We start from the raw sequence: 6,635 nt of genomic DNA, 5'->3' as shown, positions 1-6,635 counted from the left end.
GTCAAAGAACGACTTCACTGCCAGGCCTCCGAGGCACAGGATGTGCTAGACCCGCCAGCCATGGACGTGGCCGTTTTAGGCGGGCAGCGCTTGTCGGGGCTGACCAAGGCGTCCTGAGCTTTTCTTACTATGATTGTATATTTTTGACTGGTAGCAAAATTTTAAAGGTTGTTCCTTTGTTCTGTTCACTTTCAATATAAACCTTACCTTGATGACTCTCGACGATTTTAAAGCTAACCATAAGACCAAGACCATTTCCGTTTTTCTTTGTCGTATAGAAAGGTTCACCAATCTTTTTAAGTATCTCTGGCGCAATTCCAACACCGGTATCCTTAATCGAGATAACAACATTGTCATCTTGAATCTCCATTTTCACTATTAGCTGTCCACCATCTGGCATAGCTTCAATTCCATTTTTAATAAAATTCAGGAATACCTGCTTAAGTCTATTTTCATCACACTCAATCTCGATCCCTGCTTCTGGGGCGTCCATTTCTAATTTTACTTTTCTCTTTCTAGCTTCGAAAGTTAACATTGAAACTACATTTTGGACAATAGGGATGATATTTTTTGTCTCCAGTTCCACTGCCTTCGGTTTAGCAAGGACCATAAATTCCTCTACTATATTATTGACGCGGTCTATTTCATCGAGAATGATTTCGATAAATTCCTGACGCTGAGGATCTGTTTCATCCAGCTGGAGGAATTCTGCATACCCTTTCATCGAAGTTAGAGGATTTCTAATTTCATGTGCTACACCTGCAGCAAGCTGGCCGACAGCAGCTAGCTTATCTTGACGGTGAAGCATTTCCTCAGACTTTTTCTTCTCAGTAATATCATTCCGGATGGCAAGGTATTGATAAGGCTTACCGTTTTCGTTCAAAAACGGAACAATTGTTGTATCGACCCAATAAAAAGAACCATCCTTCGCCCGATTACGGATTTCTCCCTTCCACACCTGTCCGGAACCAATCGTTTTCCAAAGCTTTTTAAAAAAGTCTTTAGGATGCAATCCGGAATTTAAAATCTTGTGATCATTTCCAATCAATTCTTCTCTAGTATATTTAGATATTTCACAAAACTTATCATTGACACTTTTAATGATTCCTTTTCCATCCGTAAATGCGACAATCGAAGACTGATCTAAGGCAAAATTAATATCACTTACTTCTTTCAGAGAATCCTTCAAGCTTGCTTCTGCAAGCTTTCTCTGTGTAATGTCTGAACGGATCGAGACATATTGATACGGTTTCCCTTGACTGTTTAAAAACGGAACAATCGTCGTATCCACCCAATAATAAGAACCATCTTTCGCCTTATTCCGGATTTCAGCTTTCCACACTTTCCCTGCCCCAATTGTCCTCCACATTCCCTTGAAGAAATCTTTAGAATGGAGTCCAGAATTAAGGATGGAGTGATTTTGACCCAACAATTCGTCTTCTCGATATCCAGAAATTTCAACGAATTTTTCATTTACATACGTGATATTCCCTTTTGGATCTGTAATAGCGACAATCGCTGATGTATTAAGTGCATCCGTAATATCCTTTAAATTCGTGTCAGTGACGGCGAGCCTTTTACTGATTAATGCACTGGAGCCTATCAATCCAGCAAGTATCAGGATGGAAATAAATGCAATCAGATAACTGATCAAGGACTCTGGTATTGCCGTTTGCTCTATTAATCCATTGGTAAGAGTGATCATAGAAGCTCTAGATAATAGCAAATGACCTTCTACTATAGCAGCAGTAACAAAAAGAGCACTTAAAGGCTTAATCCATCCGTGGGAACCTGGCGAAAAATTTTTGGATAAGAAAAGCATCCAGAAGGAAAAGTAAAATGATACGAATACAAGTGCAAGTCCGACAAGAAGGATTGCTGGCTGATAAGTAAAGTTTAGCCTCATTGAGTACATTCCTAGAATATGGGAAGACATGACTGATAGGGTCATAAAAAAACTGCCTACTAGTAAATCAGTCTTTTTCACATTCTTATCTGCCATCGTGTAAAATGCCATTGCAGTAAATGAAATAGCCAGGATGATGGATAGGATCGTAATCGGAATACGGAGCGATAGATTGACGTTTAAATTTAATGCAAGCAATCCGAAGAAATTCATCACCCAAATCCCTATCCCAAGCGAAAAAGTTCCGCTCAGAAACAACAAACGTTTATTGCGATCCGATGATTTAATGAGACTAAACAAGTCCAAAGCAGTATAAGCTGACATGATTGTCAATAAAATTGCAACGAATAATAATATTGGATTAAAGGATAATTCTAAATTATCCATTTTGCATCATTCCTCTTTTACAGTTTCATTTCGATTGTATGTTAAAAACGCTAAGATTAAAAGAGATTATTAATTAATTTGTAATAAACTTGTCATTTTTATCTATTGACTAAATTGTAAACCACACTTATATACCATTTTCCGTTTTCCCTATTAAAAAATAGGTGAAAATACCTGATTTTATAAATTTTTAAAAAAGGTCTTCACAAAATAAAAAAGTACGTTTATACTGTACTATAACAGATTAATTAAATTTATATTGTACTATAAAAGGAGGAGTTTTTAATGATGAGTCCAGTTGATTTTTTTCGCCACTTGAAGGTTTGCCCAGAATGTGGGGAAAGCATGAATGAGCAAGCAGAATCTTACATGATGGAATGCGATCGCTGTTTATCTAAAAAGGAAGAGTGAAGGCATTATTTTAAACTATTGCAAGAAAAGCAACACTTCCATTAAAGAGGAAGTGTTGCTTTTCTTTCGAGAAACCAGCCTCTTATAAAGAAGGATTTATCAAAGATCAGATCTTTTGATTGGTTCCTCTTCATTATTCGTTTGATTCCCCGTACTGGATGTATAGCCTACACGATACACAAAATCTTTCTTTTTCTTTAAGGCCTCAGGCATTTTATATTGTAAATCGTTCGATTGAAATTCTCCTTTTTCGGACACTCTGATCCCTCCTATTGGTAACCTTTTCTATTCAATTCATCACTTGCCTCTGATGTGTGTTCTATTTCTCCGCCCGCTTCGCCCTCTACATAACTGTCGTTTGCTTGTTCATGGGTCAAAGCAAGTCCATTAGAAAGCTCGTCCTCCCTTTGATAATCAGCCGGCTCATACATCCGTCCAGCAACTTCTGCCCTTTTTCTGAAATCCTTTTTCACAATAGTGATCCCTCCTTTCGTTTCAAGGATTATTTTTTGACATTTATTCATAATCCATACTCAAACATTTCAAACGGATCTAGAATAGAAAAAGGTCGATAATACAAAATAAAAGTGCGGATAAAGCTTTTTCATTTAAAATATTTCATGTTAAAATAAGTATGCCTTAAAGTGATCAGACGTCTGCTCACCTATTGATTTAATCTATCATGCCATATGAGGCGGTGAATTTATGAGAGAAATAATTTTGAGCCTAATTGCTGGGGTACTTGTTGGAATTTTATTTAAATTCCTTAAACTTCCGTTGCCTGCACCACCAGTACTTGCCGGTGTACTAGGAATTGTCGGCGTTTATCTAGGCGGAGTTGCTGGAGAATGGATACTGAATACCTTTAAGGGTTAAAAAAATGGTAATCCGATGAAAAAAATCTGCGCAATATCCGCAGATTTTTTCTTATTTTTTTATTGTGTAAACTTTCCTCTCGTTACATTCTCTACCGCACGAAGGAAGCAGGAAATTGCTCCAACGAAGAATTTCGTTGCAATGATCATCCTTCCGAAAAGAATAAACATAGTTCACACAATGTCCATATGATTTTCCCTCTGATTCTTATATCTTATATAGGGGGAGGTTTGAAATTATGAAAAAAATCTATATAATCAGCACACTTATTATTTTAATTGGTATTGGATCCGGTATTTCCTTTTTTTTAGTGAGGGATGCCAATGCACAAATTCCAAGTGGTATTACCTTGTTAACAATGAATGAGGAGAAATATACATTTGGGGAAGACCCTGGCAAGATCAAATTAGTCGAATTTATTTACACCCATTGCCCAGATATCTGCCCGACGACTACACAGGAAATGAACCTTCTGCGGTCAGATTTAATGAAAGAAGATGTTTTTGGTAACAAAGTTCAATTTATTACGATTACCATAGACCCTTACCGGGACAGCCCAGAGGTTTTAAGAAAATACATGGAAAATTACGGACTTGAAAATGACGGTAATTGGATATTCCTTACAGGAGACCCCGCCAATACACTTGAAGAACAACAAAAAATCAAAAATGTTGCCGATACATTTAAATTCCAGTTCCGCGACCCGGGAAATGGCTTTTATGTTCACAGTACATTCACTTACTTGATCGATGAGAAAAATAAATTCATAAAGAAATTCCCTATGGGCGAAGATTTTCAAAAGGATGAAGTGTTTAAAGCCATCATGAATGAGCTGTAATAAAAATCAAAGAAAGCGGTGGCTACATCGCTTTCTTTGATTTTTATTAACCTTTAGTGTAAAAGGCGTCTATTTTTCCTTAATGTGAATTTACCGTGGTGGGATGTTTCTCTGTTTTTTGCAGGGAGAAAAATTCTGATTTTGGCTTAGTAAAGCTAACTTTTATCCCTGCGTCCTTTAGGCGGTTTACAAAATCAACCAGTTGCTTTTTAGCCATCTCAAAAACTCCTTTTTATGCATCTTTTTCTATTTTTATTCTACATGAAAATTAAGAAAAATGTGTGAAAAATAAGCAAAAAAATTAATATTTAGTGAGGAAAAGCATATCAATTCCCATTTTTATTCAGAGATGTAGATAAACCTTCAGATTACTTACTCCTGCTTTTCCCATTCTTCCCGCGATGAAACATCCATAGGGACAAAATGTTTCTCTTTAAGCCTTTTGATTATAAAAGAATTCGCGCAAAATGTTAAAAACATGTTATAATTTTTGAGATGTCTATTAATGGAGGCTACTAAATACATGATTACAGTTGAAAATGTTGGCCTGAGATATGGTGACCGAAAGCTTTTTGAAGATGTTCAAATTAAATTTATACACGGAAATTGCTATGGATTGATCGGTGCAAATGGGGCCGGAAAATCCACTTTTCTTAAAATATTGTCAGGGGAAATAGAACCACAGACAGGGAATGTTTCTATGACACCCGGTGAGCGAATGGCTGTGCTGAAACAAAACCACTTTGAATACGAAGACGTTGAAGTATTGAAAGTCGTCATCATGGGGCACACCCGTTTATATGAAGTTATGCAGGAAAAAGATGCGATTTACATGAAAGCTGATTTCACCGATGAAGATGGCATGAAAGCAGCAGAACTTGAGGGAGAATTCGCTGAATTAAATGGTTGGGAAGCAGAATCCGAGGCTGCAATCCTTCTTAAAGGTCTTGGAATTGGCGAAGAACTGCACGCAAAGAAAATGGCAGATATTAGCGGTGGAGAGAAGGTAAAAGTCCTGCTTGCCCAGGCGCTTTTTGGCAAACCGGATGTTCTCCTCCTTGACGAACCTACTAACCACCTTGACATTGCTGCAATTCAATGGCTGGAAGAGTTCCTGATCAACTTTGAGAACACGGTGATTGTCGTTTCCCATGATCGTCACTTCTTAAATAAAGTATGTACACATATTGCCGATCTTGACTTTGGCAAAATCCAGCTTTATGTAGGAAACTATGATTTCTGGTATGAGTCAAGCCAACTAGCGTCAAAAATGCAGCAAGATACCAACCGGAAAAAAGAGGAGAAAATCAAGGAGTTACAGGCATTCATTGCAAGGTTTAGTGCGAATGCCTCAAAATCAAAGCAAGCTACATCCCGAAAAAAACTTCTTGATAAAATTTCTCTCGATGATATCCGTCCATCTTCCCGCAAATATCCCTATGTAGGATTTACTCCGGACCGCGAAATCGGCAATGATTTATTACGGGTTGATGGGATTACAAAAACGGTCGACGGCATCAAAGTACTTGATAATCTCAGTTTCATCATGAATAAAGATGATAAAATTGCCTTAATTGGAAAAAATGAAATGGCGATAACAACTTTATTCAAAATACTCACTGGGGAAATGGAACCAGACAGCGGTTCATTCAAGTGGGGAGTCACCACTTCCCAAGCATATTTTCCTAAAGACAACTCAGAGTACTTTGAAGGCAGCGATCTTACTCTTGTTGACTGGTTGCGCCAATTCTCGCCAAAGGATGACAGCGAGAGTTTTCTGCGGGGATTCCTTGGCCGGATGCTTTTCTCTGGTGAAGAAGTATTGAAGAAAGCAAGCGTGCTTTCTGGTGGTGAAAAAGTCCGCTGTATGTTATCTAAAGTGATGCTTTCTGGGGCGAACGTGCTTTTGTTGGATGAACCAACGAACCACTTGGACCTTGAATCGATCACTGCTTTGAACAACGGAATGATCAACTTCAAAGGTTCCATGATCTTTTCGTCTCATGACCATCAATTTGTTCAAACTGTTGCAAATAGGATCATGGAAATCACACCAACAGGATTAGTCGATAAGCAAATGACTTATGATGAATATCTTGATGACGAACCACTCCAAAAGCAAATTGCTGAGATGTATGAATAAGGAACAAAAAGCGCAAGCGCCTCGAACAGCCCCGACAAGCGCTGCCCGCCTAGAACGCCACGTCCTGTGGCTGG

At 38.1% G+C, this 6,635-nt stretch carries 8 protein-coding genes; 4 read left to right on the top strand and 4 right to left on the bottom strand.

All coding sequences use genetic code 11. From position 1 onward, the window contains the following. Window positions 1-127 precede the first annotated feature (127 nt). Entirely contained in the window at window positions 128-2,293 is a 2,166-nt protein-coding gene (locus UB32_RS16385) for a PAS domain S-box protein (protein WP_044395699.1), read from the bottom strand. 285 nt (window positions 2,294-2,578) lie between these two features. Here UB32_RS16385 and yhfH point away from each other — a divergent pair, with 285 nt between their 5' ends. After that, on the top strand, window positions 2,579-2,704 hold the full coding sequence (gene yhfH, locus UB32_RS19620) for a protein YhfH (protein WP_084221887.1): 126 nt from the start codon (window positions 2,579-2,581) through the stop codon (window positions 2,702-2,704). Between the two features lie 99 nt (window positions 2,705-2,803). Here yhfH and UB32_RS20080 read toward each other — a convergent pair whose 3' ends face one another. Together UB32_RS20080 and UB32_RS16380 are read right to left on the bottom strand one after the other, a co-directional pair. Beyond that, a complete protein-coding gene (locus tag UB32_RS20080; protein ID WP_157841636.1) occupies window positions 2,804-2,962 on the bottom strand; it encodes a hypothetical protein in 159 nt (52 codons plus the stop codon). 11 nt (window positions 2,963-2,973) lie between these two features. Further along, a complete protein-coding gene (locus UB32_RS16380; RefSeq protein ID WP_347230923.1) occupies window positions 2,974-3,177 on the bottom strand; it encodes a YozQ family protein in 204 nt (67 codons plus the stop codon). Window positions 3,178-3,409: 232 nt separating this feature from the next. Between UB32_RS16380 and UB32_RS16375 the strand changes: the two genes are divergently transcribed. Both UB32_RS16375 and UB32_RS16370 read left to right on the top strand, forming a co-directional pair. Then, window positions 3,410-3,580 (top strand): XapX domain-containing protein, encoded by a 171-nt coding sequence (locus tag UB32_RS16375; protein ID WP_044395697.1) that lies wholly within the window; start codon window positions 3,410-3,412, stop codon window positions 3,578-3,580. 238 nt (window positions 3,581-3,818) lie between these two features. Next, entirely contained in the window at window positions 3,819-4,418 is a 600-nt protein-coding gene (locus tag UB32_RS16370) for an SCO family protein (RefSeq protein ID WP_044395694.1), read from the top strand. Between the two features lie 79 nt (window positions 4,419-4,497). Here the strand turns inward: UB32_RS16370 and UB32_RS20230 are convergent, their stop codons facing one another. Continuing rightward, window positions 4,498-4,635 carry a hypothetical protein gene (locus tag UB32_RS20230; RefSeq protein WP_198528213.1) on the bottom strand — a complete coding sequence of 46 codons (138 nt, stop codon included), beginning with the start codon at window positions 4,633-4,635 and terminating at the stop codon, window positions 4,498-4,500. 306 nt (window positions 4,636-4,941) lie between these two features. Here UB32_RS20230 and UB32_RS16365 point away from each other — a divergent pair, with 306 nt between their 5' ends. After that, a complete protein-coding gene (locus UB32_RS16365) occupies window positions 4,942-6,561 on the top strand; it encodes an ABC-F family ATP-binding cassette domain-containing protein (RefSeq protein WP_044395691.1) in 1,620 nt (539 codons plus the stop codon). Window positions 6,562-6,635: the final 74 nt, after the last annotated feature.

Origin of the sequence: Mesobacillus subterraneus, assembly GCF_000934845.1 — a bacterium.
Taxonomy (GTDB): domain Bacteria; phylum Bacillota; class Bacilli; order Bacillales; family Cytobacillaceae; genus Mesobacillus; species Mesobacillus stamsii.
Note: the sequence above shows the minus strand (reverse complement) of the source record. Positions and strands in the feature narration are given on the sequence as shown.